Here is a 15402-nt window from a genome sequence, read left to right on the forward strand (position 1 = left end):
AAACGCGAGGTGGTAACACACGTCGCCTCGCTACGTCGTCGGCGGCTCGTCGCGGCCGACACTGATGGTGAACGCCTCGATGTCCTCGTAGGCCGCCACGCGATCCCCGACGGCGACGCGTCCGTCCTCGCCTTCGACCGTCAGGGTCGCGACCTCGCGGTTGCGGCCGAACTCGGCCTCGACGATCCGGCCCTCGACGACGCGCGGATCGCCGCTCTCGACGTCCCGTCCCTCGATGGCCGCGTAGAACTCGCCGTCGAGGGCCTGCAGATCGGAGATACACCGTCGGATCGTCCCGTAGCGCCGGGGAAACGACAGGTCCTCGCCGTTGCCGACGATCGTCTCGGCGGTCGTCCACAGCACCGTGTTGAGAAAGCCCGAGACGAGAAAGCCAAGCTCGGAGCGGTTGAAGATGACGCCGTAGCGGTCGTTGTTCCCGCGCACGCTCTCTCGGGTGGCGTACATCGAGTAGTTGCCGTCGGCGACGGCGACGACCGGCGTCGTGATCCCGCGACGGCCTTTGACGGTCGTGGCGAGGCCCCGGTAGTCGAATTCGCCGGCAGGCGGTGCTTTGGCGGCCGGCGAGACGACGATCTCGATGGCGACGCCCTCGTCGTGGACCGACCGGAGCGCGTCCTCGAACCGGTCGAGCAGCCGCGGGGTCAACGACAGCATCAGCTCGTACTCGGCGGCAGTGATGATGTCTTCGAGATAGCGCAGTATCGTCGGGCGCGACTTCACCAGCGAGACCGCCTCGGGTTTGCGCGTCGGCGCGGTGTAGCGCCGCGAGAGGTCGTCCACGAGGGAGTCCAGCGAAGACTGCACGTCGTCGAAAGCCTCCCGTGGATCGATCGCGAGCACCGTCATCGGTCGGCTGTCTTTCAGCTCGACGAGGCCGACGTCGCTGAGACTGCGGACGGTGTCGTAGACCCGTGGCTGTGGGATGTCCGTGTGCTCGGACAGCTCCGACGCGGAGAGCTCGCCGTGTTCCAGCACCGCGAGGTAGGCCGTAACCTCGTACTCACCGAGATCGAAGACGGTGATGACCTGCTCCAGTGCGTCCCGGAGGTCGTCGCGGGGCATACGAATCGGTTGACCGACGCGCCAACTAAGTCTTCCGACAGCTACGTTTCCGGACCCGCGATCACTCCGACAGCGATCCGTCTCACATTGCCGGCTGTCCGTCTGTGAAAAGTTTCGCCGTGGTCGCGAATAGCTTGCAACAGTGATAGCCGGCAGTGTCAGGGGGATTCGAACTCGACGATCGCCTTGATCTGGTCGTCGCCGTCCTCGAAGGCCGGCTCGACGTTCTCCGGATCGGTGACCGTCGTCACGAGGTGATCGAGCAGGTCGTCGGGCATCGCCTCGACGACTGCCGCCCCCTCCGCGAAGTGTCGGATGCCGGCGTTGACCGAGCCGAACAGACACTTGTTGTGGAGGACGATGTCGTTGTGCAGCGAGCCGCCGTCGATCTCGAAGTCCCAGGAACTGGGGATGCCGAGTAGCGCGCCGACGCCGTTGGGCGCGAGCGCCTCGACGGTCTCGAACGCGTGGGGCGCGTAGCCGGTCGCCTCGTAGATGAAGTCCATCCCCTCGTACTCGTCGGGGATCTCGTCGACCGGGGTCTCGCGGGAGTCGATGTACGTCGCGCCGACCTCGTCGATGAACTCCAGGGTCGGGTCGGGCCGGTCGCGTCGACCGAGACAGTAGGCACGGTCGAACTCCTGGGTGAGCTGCCACAGCGTCAACAGACCGAGCGGACCGTTGCCCAGCACGGCGGCCGACTCGGGGTACCAGTCGAACGCGGAGCGAGTCGCGCGGGCGTGTTCGAGGGCCTTCTCCGTGTTCGACAGCGGCTCGACGAAGATGCCGTACGGCGCGATCTCCTCCTCGATGGGGATCAGGAAGTCTGCGGGACTGGTGAAGTACTCGGACATGTAGCCGTGCTCGCCGACGATCCCGCGCTCGAAGTACTCGCCGTCGGGGGCCATGTCCGGCTCGTTGCGACGGAAGTACTCGTTGGTCTCGCCGTTTGGCTTGCGCCGGACCGTCGGAACGACGTACTGGCCCTCGTCGAGGCCGGTGCCGTTGGGATCCTCGACGACCCCGACGGCCTCGTGGCCCAGCACCATGTGGTCCTCGCCCTCGGGGAACCCGCCGTGGGAACCACTCAGCACCTCGTGGTCGGTGCCGTCGACACCGACTCGGAGCGTCCGAACCAGCGCTTCGCCGTGTTTTGGCTCCGGCCGTGGCTTCTCGATCAGTTCTGGCTCGTCGCTCCCGCGACGGATTGCGACAGCTTTCATACGTGGTCGGAAGATGTGAGTACCGGGGATTAAGTCTTCCTCTCTCGCGCTGTCTGGCGTAATTTGCGCCTTTCGTGCCGACAGACGGCGCTGTGGCTGCTGGCAGCGCGGGTCGCCCTCCGGAACGGACCGCAATTAGAGGAGAGTTACTCCACCGAGACCGCTTTGCCGGCCTCGCTGGACCGATAGATCGCGTCCATCACGCGCTGGACGGTCAGCCCCTCCTCGATCGTGTTCATCGCCGGGGTGTCTCCGCTGGCGACGTGTTCGAGGAAGTACTCCTGTTCGAGCCCGTGGGCCTCCTGGTCTGCGGTCTCGATCTCGGTGTCACGGTGGTGGGCCGCGCCGTCGGCGGCCGTATCGAGCACGGTCAGAGAGTCGTCGGCCATATCGAGGTGCGCGCCGCCGCCGTCGCCCCGAACGACGAGCTCCTGACTCGGGTAGCGGTTGCTCGCCCACGCGACTTCGAGCGAGATCGTCTTGCCGTTCGCACAGCGGACGAACGCCGTGGCGGAGTCGTCCACGTCGAAGCCGCCGGCACCCTCGTCGTAGCCCCACATGTTCAGATACGTGTAGTCGTCGTCCGGACCGAACTGCGCGCGGGTCTGGGCCGAGACCTCCTCGATCTCCGGGAAGCCCATCAGGTACAGCGCCACGTCGATGGCGTGGGTCCCGATGTCGATGACTGCGCCGCCGCCGGAGACCTCCTTTCGGGTGAACCAGCTGCCACGGCCGGGGACGCCGCGTCGGCGGATGTAGTTCGCTTCGACGTGAGAGACGTCACCGAGTTCGCCGTCCTGGCGGTACTGGTCGAGAACCTGGACCGGCCCTCGGAAGCGATTGTGGAACCCGACCATGCAAAAGCCCTCGGCGTCGGCCGCCACGTCCGCGATCCGCTCAGCACTCTCCAGAGAGTGTGCGAGTGGCTTCTCGACGAGCACGGAGAGTCCCGCTTCGAGCGCGCTGGTCACGTACTCCTCGTGGAACGTGTTGGGCGTCGAGACGACGACGGCGTCGACGTGCTCGTACATCGCGTCCTCGTCCTCGTACACGTCGGCGTCGTAGGCCGCCGCGAACTCGTCGCGAGCCTCCTCGTCGATGTCGGTGCCGGCGGCCACCGTCCCCCCGACGTCGAGTACCTGGTCCGCGTGGAGGTGTGCGATGTTGCCGAGTCCGACGAATCCGAGTCGAACGTCTTCTATGTCAGTCATTCTCTGTCCGTGCCTCCGTGGGACGGGGATAAAAACGCTCGGGAATTATTCAGTACAGCTGTTGTTCCTTTTCCTCTCGCTCCTGTTCTCGTTCCCGTTCGGCTTTGCGCTTGCGGCGACCGCGTCGGTACTGGAGGATGCCCGGCACGATCTTGTTGCGCAGGTCGAAGGCGAACGACACGATGCCGTAGACCCAGAAGAAAAACAGGGCGACCATCCCGCTCCAGTACACCAGCGCGGCGGTGTCGGCGACCATGGTCAGTCGTCACTCTCCGCGCGTGTGCCCGCCGATCCGTCGCCCGTCACGTCGACGATTCCGTGGGCGATGGCGTCGCCGGTCGCGTCGTCGAACAGGTGGATCTTTCGCCGGTCGAGCACGACGCTAACCGCCTCGTCCTCCCGTATATCTGAGTCCGGTTCGATGCTCATGAGCAACTGATCGTCCGTCGCGGCCTCCTGTGACATCGAGGTCTCGCCGTCGCCAAGCAGGAGGTACGCGAAGATCTCGTCGCCCATCGGCTCCAGCACGTCCGAACGTGCCTGAATCGCGGCGGTGGGGTGGGCGACGTCGTCGGCCTCGGGCACCGGGTACACGTCTTCGGGCCGGACGCCGACGGTCACGTCGTCGCCCGGTGCCAGCCCGTCGACGCGAGCGGGATCGAACTCGATCGAGAAGTTCGGCGTCTCGATCGCGTCGGCCCCGACGCTCCCGTTGACGAAGTTCATCGACGGCGAGCCGATAAAGCCCGCGACGAAGAGGTTCGTCGGCTCGTTGTAACAGACCAGCGGGGGATCGATCTGCTGGAGTTCCCCGGTGTCGAGGACGGCGATGCGGTCGGACATCGTCATCGCCTCGGCCTGGTCGTGGGTGACGTAGATGATCGTCGTGTCCAGTTCCTTGTGGAGTCGCTGGAGTTCCGTCCGCATGTGGACCCGGAGCTTGGCGTCGAGGTTCGCCAGCGGTTCGTCCATCAGGAACACGTCGGGCTCCCGGACGATCGCACGCGCGATCGCGACGCGCTGGCGCTGCCCGCCGGACATCTCGTCGGGCATCCGTTCGAGCATCCCCTCCAGTTGCACGATGTCGGCGGCCCGCTCGACGCGGCGATCGATCTCCTCTTTGGGGAAGTCTCTGAGACGCAGGCCGAAGCTGATGTTGTCGTACACGTCCATGTGGGGAAAGAGCGCGATGTTCTGGAACACCATCGCGATCCCACGGTCCTTGGGCGGCAGGTTCGTCACGTCTCTGTCGCCGATGTACACCTTCCCCTCGGTCGGAATGGTGAGACCGGCGATCGTCTCCATCGTCGTCGACTTCCCACAGCCCGAGGGGCCGACGAGACAGACGAACTCCCCGTCTTCGATGTCGAGGTTCATGTCGTCGACTGCCGTGACGTCTTCGTAGCGTTTCGTGACGTGTTCGAGTTTGAGGCTTGCCATGATTACTCCTTGAGTGCTCCCGAGGTTAGTCCGCTGACGATGCGTTCCTGCGCGACGACGACGAGGACGAGCATCGGGAGCACGCCCACGACGCTCGCCGCCGCCATCAGGTTGAACGAGGTGGTGTACTGGGTCTGGTAGCTGAGGATCCCGCCGACCAGGGGCGACCAGTTCCCGGCCTGTGGGGAGGTCGCCATGATCGAACTGAAGAAGTACTCGTTGTACACCGAGATGAACGTCAGGACCGCTGCGGTCGCCACGCCGGGGGCCGACAGCGGCATGATGACCCGGAACAGCGCGCCGAGTCGAGTCGTCCCTTCGACGCGGGCCGCGTCCTCCAGTCCGTCCGGAATCTGGCCGTAGAACGTCGTCAGAATGAAGATCGACAGGGGCATGAACAGGGCGCTGAAGGGAAGCACCATCGATCCTGGCGTGTTCAGTAGTTCGATCGACTGGAACAGCGCCACGTCCGTGAAGGGGATGTTCACGGCGTTGCCGGCGAAGACGTCGTACAGCGGGACGACGAATGCGGCGGGCGGGAAGTAGCTGATCGCGAGGATCGCGAGCATCAGCACTGCCCGGCCCGGGAACTCCAGGCGGCCGAAGACGTAGCCCGCCAGACTGGCGACGACGAGCACGATGATCGTCGTCGTCACCGCCAGCGCGAAGCTGTTCAGCATGTACAGGTGAAACGGAATCTCTCTGAACACGTCGACGAACGCGCCCGGATTGAACCCCTGCGGGACCGGCAGCGGGAACGGAACCGTCGCCCCGAACAGCTCGATTTCGGGGATGAAACCGCCGCCGATGATCTCGCTGTTGGGCGTCACCGCCAGCACCAGCAGCCAGTAGAAGGGAAACAGCGTGGTGACCATGAAGAAGATCATCGCGGTGTAGAACAGCGCCCGGTAGACGCGTTCCGGGTCTTCGATCGCCCGCTGGACCCAGCGGTTGAGCGGTCCGTCCGGCTCGTCGGTGTCGTCTATCGTCGCCATGTTAGATCGCCTCCTCTCCCTGCCAGAGGATCAGCGACATCACGACCAGCCCGATGATCGCCGCCGTCGTGAACGCGATGGTCCCGGCGGCCGCGTTGAAGCCCGAGAAGAAGGACTCGACGACCATACAGGACAGCGAGGGCACGACGGTACAGCTGGAGACGATGTCGATGATCCCGTACACCCGCATGGCCGCGACCGACCGGAACAACACCGCGACGGCGATGGTCGGCAGGATCAGCGGGAAGGTGATGTGTTTGAACTGCTGCCACTTCGAGGCCCCGGCGACTTTCGCCACGTCGTAGAGGCCACGGTCGATGCTCTGGAGGCCGGCGAGGATCAGCAGCGCCATGAACGCCGAGGTCTTCCAGATGTCGGCGACGATGATGACGAACGTCGCACTGGCCGGGTCGTTGAGCGTGTTCGTGGGTGCGAGCAGGCCGAGGTCTGCCAGTGGCGGCGTCAGGAATCCGATGCTGGGCTGGAACATCAGGTAGAACATCATCCCCTGGATGACGACCGGTACCGCCCACGGGATGATGATCGCAGCACGGATCCAGCGGCGACCGTAGAAGTCCTGGTCGAGGATCAGCGCCTGCCCCATGCCGATGATCGTCTCGAAGAATACGCTCACGAACGCGAAGAGCAGCGTCATCGTCAGCGCGCTCGTCACGAGACCCTGAATGCCGAAGCTCTGGGGCAGGAACGTCGGCTGTCCGGGGAGGTACCGATCCATGTTCCCGGTGAACAGGTCGACGTAGTTCCCCGGGCCGACGAACTCGCCGAGTCCGGTAAACGTCTGCGCGAACAGCGACATCTCGAAGGTCCGCAGGAGGGGGTAGATAGCGATGCTCCCCAACAACACGAACACGGGCGTCAAGAGCAGGTACGCGTAGGTGGTGTCGCTGAGGTTCTCCATCCAGCGGGTGACACGAACCAGTGGCCCCGAGCGGCGTGATTCGCGTTCACCACCCGCCGTCTCGGTACTCACGGGCGGTCACCTCTCATATCGACAACCCATCCATGTTTAGTGATGACATACCAGAGTTGTAAAGCTAGGCGCTGGGTTCAGTTCTGTTCGGTGGCTTCGAGACTGGAGGTCAGCGAAGCCATCGCGTCCTCGGCCGAGGTCTCCTGACCGACGACCCTGTTGGCCGACTGAGCGATGTCGCTGGACTGCTGGCTCCAGACCGGCGTGACCGGCCGTGCCATCGCGTTCTCACCGGCCACCTGGAGCGTGTCCATGTAGCGTCCGACCGGTGCGACGTTCCGGGCCTCGTCGGAGTTGAACAGTTCGGGACGGGGCGGGAGCCACCCCTGCAGTCGGAACAGTTCGAGGGCGAAGTCCGGCTCCATGACGGCGGAGACGACCTCGTCGATGACGTCGAGGTTGTCGCTGTTGGGGTTGAACGTGAGGTGCCAGCCACCGAGCGCCGAGGTCGTGCCACCGGTTCCGGGCTGGGCGGCCTCGCTCTCGGAGACGGCGTAGGGGATCGGCATCGCACCCAGGTCCTCGCCGAGTGCGGGGTCGTCGGTCTCTTCGGGGTTCCGGCCGGTCAGCGCGAGCGAGTACGGCCAGTTGCGGTGGAACACGGCGTCGCCCTCGGCGAAGGGCGAGCGAGAGGGCTCCTCGATCCAGCCGAGGATGTCCGTCGGCGCGATGTTGCCGGCGTAGTCTGCGAAGGTGCCGTCGAACTCCTCGTCGTGGACGAACTTCCGCATCATGTTGAGCGCGTTGTGAACCTCGGGCTCGTCGACCGTGATCGGCCGCTCGCCGACCGGACCGAAGAGGTTCTCGCGGCCGCCGAAGTACGCGCCGCCCCACGAGGACATGACCTCGTTGAACGTACAGCAGGCGGTGCCCTCGTAGATGTCCCACTGGGTCGTAAAGCCGTACTCGGCGTCGGCGTTGTCCTTCACGTCGGCGACGACGTGGGACCACTCCTCCCACGTCATCGGCTCGGTCGCCCAGTTCTCACTTTCCGGGTCGTAGCCCGCCTGTTCGACGAGGTCCTTGCGGTACTGCATCGTCGGGAAGTCGGGGAACAGCGGCACACCGTAGAGGTCGCCCGACGACGGCTCTCGGGCCGTGTCGGTGAACCCGCTGAAGTAGTTCTCGTTGATGTCCGAGAGGAGGTCCTCCGGGAGCGTCTCCGAGAGGTTCTGGATCAGTCCGCGCTGGATGAAGATGTTCACCCAGCCGTTGTCCATCTGGAAGATGTCGGGATCGCTCTGGTCCGCGTTGAGGATGCGGTTGTAGTTCGACCGGACCTCGCCCGTGTCCGAGGCGCTCGGGACCCACTCGATCTCGATGTCGTCTCTGAGACCACCGGCCTCGTGGAGCGCCGTCTTCATCTCCTCGCCGGCCGTCTGGACGGCAGTCGGCCCGATACCCCACTGAATCGTCGTCGCGCCGTCGCTCCCGCCGTCGCCCGTCGTCGTTCCGGTACCGTCGCCGCCGTCACCGCCGTCGCTGCCACCGTCGCCGCCACCGACCAGATCAGCGCAGCCGGCCAGTGTCGCCGCGACGCCCGATGCACCGCTGGCTGCGACGAACCGTCGTCGAGAGACACTGCTTCGCTGTCCGTCGTCGTCTGAGTGGTTATTTGACATCGTCTTTCGTTGAGTTGCAGCCATCCTACTTAAGCGTTGCCGAAAGTTAACCACACCTGTTGTAAACAGAGATTATACACACCCCCTATACCACATATTTTTTGTTATGATATCGAAGAAGGCAGCTGCTATCCGGCCACCATTTATAAACAACCGGCCTACCGCGGCGAACAGAGACGTTACACGCGAAACTAATTGTTAGTTTCTCTCAGTCGTTAACAGGGGGTGAAAACGGTCGGTAACGAGAGCGTACCGGGCCAGCGATCGGTGAAACGACGGTTCCAGCGTCGAAGCGATGTCCCGAGTGTCTCTCGTGACGGCGGTCGTACTGTCGGCTGACCATCTGTGAACGATTCCGATACTCCGGGGAGGCGAATATTTCACGGCGTTACTGAGCCTGTCATACAATAGTTCCCAACCAGAAGATTTCGAACAGCTCCGTCTGAAATGGATTGTGAAATGCAGTGTCTCGCTCACTTAGGCGTGAGATGAATGATTAGAATCACGACGTAGAGGGTGTGAGACGTATTCTATGACACGCTATGACGAGTAGCTACAGATCTTCTTTCAGAAACGACGGTATGTCGTTGCGGTACAGATAGACTACGGCCAAGAGTGTCGCAATGACTGCCCCGGTCGCTGGAAAACCGACCGACGCCGACAGTTGGAGCATCGCGAGATATACTACTGCCAGGGACGTGAACGCCGCCAGTCGTTGGGTCTGCTGTGGTCGTTCGTGGATCTCGCGGTAGTGGTCGCGATCCCAGACAGGAAACCTTGCAGATAGTTTGCACGACTGATTTTTATTGAAGTCACCCGACACGCCGGAGGACACCGGATACAGCAGTAATTCACCGATTAACAAGCAAGTCCTGAAGATCGTCGCGAAGGTAGACAATATCGTCATACCTATCAGATTTTTCTTTGGCCAACGCTGTGTGCAATATTTCATCCAATCCTGCAGGGACATTGGCGAGTTGGCTTGGTGGCGTGGGCTGTTCGTGTAACACTTTGTGCATCGCCTTGGCCGGTTTCCCCTCAAAGGGCGGATGACCGGTGAATAGCTCATAGAAAACAGCACCGAGTTGGTAAATGTCGGTGATATCATCTGTCGAACCAAAATCCTCGTCGAACTGCTCAGGAGCAGCATACTGGGGAGATAGCCCCTCGACACTCTGGGAGTGGTCAAGTAGGTGCTTCGACAGACCCCAGTCTGCAACTTTTGGAACGTCCCACGCATCCGTAACAGACCGGAACAGGACATTTTCGGGTTTCAGATCAAGATGAGCTATCCCTCGCCGATGGGCATGGTAGACACCCTCCGTAACGCTGATAGCCGTCCAGAGGGCCTGAGATGTTTCCAGGTCGCCACATCTATCACCGAGGTGGCCAGCATCCATGTACTCCATCGCGATCCACGGCAATGGTTTGCTACCATAATCGACTACGCCAACGATGTAGTCGTGATCGTCCAGTTTGTCCCAGGTTTTGGCCTCTTCAAGCAGGCGCTCGATCGCCTCTGTATGCAGCGTGCCAGCCATTCGGGGCTCTTTGATGGCCACCGCAACATCGCCGTCAGGCGTCGGGAGCCGTGCCTTTGTCACGTCCGCGTTTCCACCACTACCGATAGGTTCCTCGTCTGTTACGGTTCCGTACTCGACAGAGGCAGACGGTTTAGCAGGAATTTTATCGGGAACAGACTCTGTTTGCAGACGCACGGCAGAATCGCTTGGTCGTTCTGTTATTTCCTGTTCGTTATTATTTGACTGTGACGCGCGGGCGGTTGTGTTCGTTTCGACAGTCGAATTTTGAGATTCAGATTCGGGGGAATCTGAAACCTGTTCAAGACAGTCTCCAGTGTACCGGTACATAGAGTCATCTAACTTGAGAGTCGTTATTTCAAATATTGGCTTAATCCATTCATTGTTAGCTTTCAGCAACCACTCCCCATCCTGCGTCCTTGTGTGATATGGGCTTTCGAAATCCTTTACCACAATATGATCTTTAATTGCCATGATTTGCGCACTCAGATTTTTATCCGGATAGGATTTCCCAGAACCGTTAAGAAGACTGGAGATAAATCCGCTACGCTCATCTATGACAGTAAATTCAATTTCTAGTATACTGTATTGTGGAGTGGAATCTAATGTACTCATTAGCGAATCGGTTCCTCTCAGCGGAGCAAGTTCCTGACCATCTGTCCTCATCAAGAGTTTCTCACCATCCCCACTGTTAGTCATATTCACACCCAGCAGCTAACACTACTCAAATCTTACTGACAACCTACATACGCTGATGGACTCCGGCCCACTGTTTGGCCTACTACAAGGGTGTCATAGAACAGTTCTCATACTGCTGCTACGCTCTCGTTGAATCGCTAAGTACAGGGAACTCACGTCCCGGTCAGTACAGAGCATACAGATATCGCCCACCAGCATGGAATCTTAAAGAGGAAGCGGACGACAACCAAAATAGTGGGAAGTTGGTAGGAATTAAACACTAAACGACGCTCGGTTGTTTGACACCCCTGCAAAAACTAATAACCCCCAAACAGGAACATGAATTCAAATGTTGGATGTGATCCTGGATACTAACCACTGGATCGCCCTCAAGGAAAACCAGCACATCCTTTCTAAATTCAAGCAGTCAAAGCGAAAACACGGATTCAATGTTTTATTCACTCGACCGAATTTCGTCGATCTTGCCAAGGGGAATCAGCAAGACAGACTAAGCGATATTATAGCCGAAATCACCGACACATACGTTGTTGTTGAAGACTATAATTCCGACGAATACCTTTACTCGGACGACCCTTTGCTAATCTCTCCGCCCGAAATCCGCAACACCCTCAAGGAAGACACGTTGGACTTCGGGGCGGCAAAAACACTGAGATTCTTATTTCGTTCGATGGAGCAGGATCCTGATAACGAGTTCCCGGCCTTGTCACGCGCACTTAGTGACATCCACAATGAAGGCGGGGAGAATTATTTGAAGATGGCTGCGTTCTGGCGGTATATCGAACGGGAGGATGATCAGGTGCGGGTCGAATTAAGCGATGCCTCAAAACTCGGCTACGTGAGAAGGCAGCTTACTGTGGAGCACGCAAAGCAGATTCAGCCAAATGAGAATATCGAAACACAGGATTATGTAGATCTGGAGATTTGCGCGTACGCCATCTATGCATCTGATGTATTTATCGGTGAAAAGAAATGGGTTAATCAGGGGATCATTCCAAATGTGTGTACAGGGATTGAGGACGAGGACGGACCAATATTGATGAGATCTCTTAACGAGTTCTTTGCTGGGTTCCCTGTCGTGTGAAGACCCGATCCCGCGTAAACTGTCAACGGCGGTGTCAGAGAATGGTCAGCTTCACATGTTGGATTTTCATAGGTGGTTTACATTGCTGTGTTGAATAGCGATTTAATCGCTGACATCACGGATTAGAAGGGCGAAGCCGAGGAAATCGAGCTTGGTATGGAGATCGATCTCCTCGACTTCATTGAGCAGTGTCGGCACCTGGCTAAACAAGCGTTGGGGAAGCACGCGGGCGAGCCCGCCAGCGGCGGGTTCGCCCGCTGGATCCACGTCGTCTTGCACTGTTATCGGCTCGAAGACGGCCACAGCTACCGTGAAACGCCGAACCGGTTGGAGTACATGGCGGAGATCCGTGATGCCCTCAACCTTGATCGGGACGATCTGCCAGATTACACGACGATCTACAAATCATTCGACCGGCTGGAAATGTGGGTCTGGCGGGCGCTGCTGCGCATTTCTGCGCAGCAGCACCCGCAGTCTGGCCACGCCGCACTCGACAGTACGTTCTTCGACCGCCGCGCTGCCTCATCGTACTACCGCCAGCGGTCGGGAAGTAACGTGCAAACGCTGAAAGTGACGACACTAACCGATAGAGAGTCGCTTGCCGTCCTTGACGTACATATTTCGGCCCGGTGGAAACACGATACGAAAACCGGGCCGCAGGTCGTCCGCCGGAACGCGGACGACCTGCTGTCCGTCGCAGCTGACAAGGCCCTCCACAACTGGATCACGAAATACGAGTTCTACACACTCGGTGTCGAACCACTCATCTTACAGCGTGGATCCAGACCACTGACGCAAGGACACAACGCACTCATCCGGTCAAAAGGCTACTCTCAGCGCTGGATGGCCGAGACTTCGTATTCGACAACAAAGCGCTCGCTCGGCGATGCCGTGCGAGCGCTCGGGTGGTATCGACAGTTCCGTGAGATTGTCCTGATGTTCGCTGTCTCCAACATAGAACCGCTCTGTGAACCACTCTAACCGTGACTCAGTATCTATTCAACACGGCAGTTTACATGGTGGTTGAGTTCACGACTGGTGCGGATGAATCAGGTGCTCGATACGCAACCCTACTTAGGGGCTGATTCGATACATCTCGCCTGAAAACTATTCCACGTGAATAGTTCTATGACACCCTGCGTTACTGCCAATAGGGTCGTCAGAAAACAACGACGGCGTGCATCTCACACTGTCGGCCGCCGCTGTGTCGAGCGATGTGCGACCCAGCGAGATGGGTCACAGATTTACAGCCGGTAGTATCAGTCGTAGCGAACGTCTTCGATCGTGATCTCCGAGGCCTCGACTTCCTCGATCACGGCCCCCCACCCGCCGACTTCGACTGGTCCGTCGTCGGTTTCGAGCGTGATGCTCACCCGACCCGCGAGCTGTGACAGCGGGAGTTGCTGGTCGCGGCCGGCGGTCTCGCCCGTGTACCGGACGCGCGTGATCCGACCGTGGAGGGTGACGGTCTCGTGGGTGTCCGTCTCGTATCCCTCGACGGTCGCGACGATCGTCGCGCCCTCCTCCAGCAGCGGATCCACGTCGCGGACGCAGTGACGGAGGTCGACGTACGTCGTCGGCGTCTCCGGCGTCCGGAGCGTGTAGATGGTGTCCCAGATCTCCCAGAGGCAGGTGAGGAAGAACCAGTGGAACACGTACGTGTGGGTCCGATCGCTGACGAGGACACCGTACTCGTTGACGGACTGGCTGTGGGGCGCAAAGCAGGTCCACCGTCGGTCCACGAGCACGAGGAACGGGGAAGGCGTGTCTCGGTGGCGGGCTTCGGTACAGACGCTCGCGAGTGCTTCCTCAGAGGGGAGTCGATCGCCCTCGCGGGTACAGAGGCTGAGTTTGACGTGGACGCCGCGGTCGCGTGCGTCCCCGAGCGCGTCCTTCAGCGAGTGAAACTGGTCGACGTCGACCGCGATCTGGATCTGTTTCTCGGCGTTGTCGATGATCTCGCGGGCGCGGTTCATCACCGTCTCGAACCGCTTGACGATGCTCACCTCGTGTTCGGCGACGGCGGGCTGGTTCCAGCGGTCCTCGATCTCTTCGGCCGCCGAGAGGTACTCGCTGGATCGGGACCGGAGGTCGTCCAGTACCGTCTCCGGGTCGTGGGCGCGTGCCGTGAGACTGTCCTGCTGGTACGTCTCGATGTACCCCTTGGACTCGAGGTCACGGAGCACGTCGTAGATCCGCGGATCGGGCACGTCACACGCGTCCGCGATGTCGGTCGCCGAGGCGCTCCCGAGTTCGAGCAGGGTCACGTAGGCCTCCGCCTGATACGGAGACAGACCCGCGTCTTCGAGAACGTCGATGAGATCGTCGTCTTTCATCGTTTGACTGGCGCTTCCGGAGGATGAGTTATATGTTCGTTGTTCTGTACGGCATCCGTTCCCGTGACTGACACCCCGTTCGGCGGTGAGCCCGCGAGCGGCCGGCGGACTGACGCCGACTGTCGCTGCTCGCCGTCGATGGGTCCGTCGGCCGCGAGCGACTGGTTGGCCATGCAACTACTAACCACACCAGTTGTTAAAAATATTGGTGGCGGCGGGCAACGTCGACTTCGACAACGCTGAAGCCACTGGCAGCCGTCGACGACTCCATGAGTGTCCTCGGCGCGCTCCGGAATCCGGCACACACCGGCTCGCGGCGCTGTGTCCCGTGTACGCTGGTCAACGTCGCGATGCTGTGGCTCGCCGTCAACGTCGTGGTCGTGCTCGGACAGCCCTTCGCGGGGGCCGCCGTCCTCGTCGTCGGACTCGTCGTGATCTGGCTCCGGGGGTATCTCGTCCCCTACACCCCGCAGTTCGCGCCCCGACTGGTCGCGGCGTCACCGATCCCGACGACGTGGTTCCACGACACCAACGAGCCGGGATCGATCGCGGACCGGTCCCGAGACGGGGATCGATTGCTCGGGCAACTCCGACGGGCCGGTCTGCTCGACGCCGACGAAGAGCGCGTGTATCTCGATCCCGACTTCGAGCGGCGCTGGCACACCGAGATGGACCGGCTCGCGTCCCAGTCGCTCGACGACCTGGCAGACGAACTGGCGTCGGTACCGAGCGTGCCGTCGGCACGGCCGGTCGAGCAGGACGGACAGGAGTGGCTCGCCGTCGGCGGACAGACTGCACTCGTCGCTCGCCACGTCGCGATCGCCGAACTCGGTGCCGTCAGCGCGCTCGAACCACACGTCGACGATCCCGCGGACCGCCTCGCGATGGCCAGACCACTCCGGGAGTTCCTCACCGACTGTCCGGCCTGTGGGAGCGCCTTCGATCGATCGTCGGAGGTGTCCTGCTGTGGCGGATACACGAATCCGCGCGAGAAACCGCGCGAGACGCTCGTCTGCCCGGAGTGTGAGCAGCGGTTCCTGCGGCTCCCCGACCCAGAGTGACACAGCGGTCCCGCTGACCGGCAGCTGTCCGTGTGCGGCGAGCGATAGTGTGGACCGTGGCCCCAGACCGCACGACAGCGTGCCGGCGGCGGCCACCGATCCACGGTGGCTACTACAGA

At 61.1% G+C, this 15402-nt stretch carries 13 protein-coding genes; 3 read left to right on the forward strand and 10 right to left on the reverse strand.

Translation table 11 applies throughout. The features are described 5' to 3' along the window. Positions 1-30: 30 nt before the first annotated feature. From trmB to ACAH01_RS09430, 9 genes are all read right to left on the reverse strand, one after another. Positions 31-1083 carry an HTH-type sugar sensing transcriptional regulator TrmB gene (trmB, locus tag ACAH01_RS09390; protein ID WP_170094255.1) on the reverse strand — a complete coding sequence of 351 codons (1053 nt, stop codon included), beginning with the start codon at positions 1081-1083 and terminating at the stop codon, positions 31-33. 158 nt (positions 1084-1241) lie between these two features. Further along, positions 1242-2306 (reverse strand): glucose 1-dehydrogenase, encoded by a 1065-nt coding sequence (locus ACAH01_RS09395; protein ID WP_170094254.1) that lies wholly within the window; start codon positions 2304-2306, stop codon positions 1242-1244. A gap of 146 nt (positions 2307-2452) precedes the next feature. Next, entirely contained in the window at positions 2453-3517 is a 1065-nt protein-coding gene (locus tag ACAH01_RS09400; RefSeq protein WP_372478998.1) for a Gfo/Idh/MocA family protein, read from the reverse strand. Positions 3518-3566: 49 nt separating this feature from the next. Further along, the gene (locus tag ACAH01_RS09405; RefSeq protein ID WP_372478999.1) at positions 3567-3773 is read right to left on the reverse strand and encodes a hypothetical protein; all 207 of its coding nucleotides are present in this window, start codon (positions 3771-3773) and stop codon (positions 3567-3569) included. A gap of 2 nt (positions 3774-3775) precedes the next feature. Next, complete coding sequence (locus ACAH01_RS09410) at positions 3776-4957, reverse strand: ABC transporter ATP-binding protein (RefSeq protein WP_170094251.1); 1182 nt, start codon at positions 4955-4957, stop codon at positions 3776-3778. 2 nt (positions 4958-4959) lie between these two features. Further along, positions 4960-5952, reverse strand: a complete 993-nt coding sequence (locus ACAH01_RS09415) for a carbohydrate ABC transporter permease (RefSeq protein WP_372479001.1) — start codon at positions 5950-5952, stop codon at positions 4960-4962. Position 5953: 1 nt separating this feature from the next. Further along, entirely contained in the window at positions 5954-6943 is a 990-nt protein-coding gene (locus ACAH01_RS09420) for a carbohydrate ABC transporter permease (RefSeq protein ID WP_170094249.1), read from the reverse strand. 77 nt (positions 6944-7020) lie between these two features. Beyond that, complete coding sequence (locus ACAH01_RS09425; protein WP_372479002.1) at positions 7021-8565, reverse strand: extracellular solute-binding protein; 1545 nt, start codon at positions 8563-8565, stop codon at positions 7021-7023. 851 nt (positions 8566-9416) lie between these two features. Beyond that, a complete protein-coding gene (locus tag ACAH01_RS09430; RefSeq protein WP_372479004.1) occupies positions 9417-10805 on the reverse strand; it encodes a serine/threonine protein kinase in 1389 nt (462 codons plus the stop codon). Between the two features lie 328 nt (positions 10806-11133). Here ACAH01_RS09430 and ACAH01_RS09435 point away from each other — a divergent pair, with 328 nt between their 5' ends. Together ACAH01_RS09435 and ACAH01_RS09440 are read left to right on the forward strand one after the other, a co-directional pair. Then, entirely contained in the window at positions 11134-11886 is a 753-nt protein-coding gene (locus ACAH01_RS09435) for a hypothetical protein (RefSeq protein WP_372479005.1), read from the forward strand. Positions 11887-12042: 156 nt separating this feature from the next. After that, positions 12043-12867: an IS5 family transposase gene (locus ACAH01_RS09440; protein WP_372479006.1), complete on the forward strand. Its 825-nt coding sequence runs from the start codon at positions 12043-12045 to the stop codon at positions 12865-12867. Between the two features lie 278 nt (positions 12868-13145). Here ACAH01_RS09440 and ACAH01_RS09445 read toward each other — a convergent pair whose 3' ends face one another. Continuing rightward, complete coding sequence (locus ACAH01_RS09445; RefSeq protein ID WP_153553336.1) at positions 13146-14222, reverse strand: TrmB family transcriptional regulator; 1077 nt, start codon at positions 14220-14222, stop codon at positions 13146-13148. 269 nt (positions 14223-14491) lie between these two features. On the opposite strand from ACAH01_RS09445, the gene ACAH01_RS09450 reads away from it, so the two are divergent. After that, positions 14492-15283: a hypothetical protein gene (locus ACAH01_RS09450; RefSeq protein WP_170094247.1), complete on the forward strand. Its 792-nt coding sequence runs from the start codon at positions 14492-14494 to the stop codon at positions 15281-15283. Positions 15284-15402: the final 119 nt, after the last annotated feature.

This window comes from Halomicrobium sp. HM KBTZ05 (assembly GCF_041530035.1).
In the GTDB taxonomy this organism is placed as follows: Archaea; Halobacteriota; Halobacteria; order Halobacteriales; family Haloarculaceae; genus Halomicrobium.

Coding starts and splice junctions, on each gene's coding strand:
- ACAH01_RS09450 (WP_170094247.1), top strand. CDS start 14,492: ATGAGTGTCCTCGGCGCGCTCCGGAATCCGGCACACACCGGCTCGCGG.
- ACAH01_RS09400 (WP_372478998.1), bottom strand. CDS start 3,517: ATGACTGACATAGAAGACGTTCGACTCGGATTCGTCGGACTCGGCAAC.
- ACAH01_RS09405 (WP_372478999.1), bottom strand. CDS start 3,773: ATGGTCGCCGACACCGCCGCGCTGGTGTACTGGAGCGGGATGGTCGCC.
- ACAH01_RS09445 (WP_153553336.1), bottom strand. CDS start 14,222: ATGAAAGACGACGATCTCATCGACGTTCTCGAAGACGCGGGTCTGTCT.
- trmB (WP_170094255.1), bottom strand. CDS start 1,083: ATGCCCCGCGACGACCTCCGGGACGCACTGGAGCAGGTCATCACCGTC.
- ACAH01_RS09425 (WP_372479002.1), bottom strand. CDS start 8,565: ATGTCAAATAACCACTCAGACGACGACGGACAGCGAAGCAGTGTCTCT.
- ACAH01_RS09410 (WP_170094251.1), bottom strand. CDS start 4,957: ATGGCAAGCCTCAAACTCGAACACGTCACGAAACGCTACGAAGACGTC.
- ACAH01_RS09435 (WP_372479005.1), top strand. CDS start 11,134: ATGTTGGATGTGATCCTGGATACTAACCACTGGATCGCCCTCAAGGAA.
- ACAH01_RS09395 (WP_170094254.1), bottom strand. CDS start 2,306: ATGAAAGCTGTCGCAATCCGTCGCGGGAGCGACGAGCCAGAACTGATC.
- ACAH01_RS09430 (WP_372479004.1), bottom strand. CDS start 10,805: ATGACTAACAGTGGGGATGGTGAGAAACTCTTGATGAGGACAGATGGT.
- ACAH01_RS09440 (WP_372479006.1), top strand. CDS start 12,043: ATGGAGATCGATCTCCTCGACTTCATTGAGCAGTGTCGGCACCTGGCT.
- ACAH01_RS09415 (WP_372479001.1), bottom strand. CDS start 5,952: ATGGCGACGATAGACGACACCGACGAGCCGGACGGACCGCTCAACCGC.